Source organism: Pseudomonas defluvii, assembly GCF_001695625.1.
Classification (GTDB): Bacteria; Pseudomonadota; Gammaproteobacteria; order Pseudomonadales; family Pseudomonadaceae; genus Aquipseudomonas; species Aquipseudomonas defluvii.
In genome coordinates, this window is record NZ_MBPN01000347.1 from 1 (window position 1) to 323 (window position 323).

Genomic DNA, 323 nt, shown 5'->3' on the forward strand with positions numbered 1-323 from the left:
TCGAGCCAGGCGCGGGTGCCGCTGTCGTCATAATCGACCCACCAGGTCGCACGGTGGTGACGCTTTAAATACAGGTCACGGTCGGCATACAGCAGCGCATGGCGCTCGTTGACCTGCGCGTAGTGGGCCGGTGCGGTGTGGTCGAGCCAGGTGTTCAGGGCCGGCAGGTCGATGTATTCCTCGACCCGAGCACCCGCCCGCTCCGTGAGGTGGGTGACTTTTTCAGCGCGGTACTGGTGAACCAGAGCTTCGACCTCGTTGTACAGGTCAATCGGGATGAAGGCGCGCACCGGGGCGGTGGCCTCGGCGATCTGCTCGCGCAC

1 pseudogene is annotated in these 323 nt (G+C 64.7%); it reads right to left on the reverse strand.

The window, feature by feature from the left end:
- Window positions 1-323, reverse strand: a pseudogene (locus EKA13_RS28070) (hypothetical protein); the annotation flags it as partial.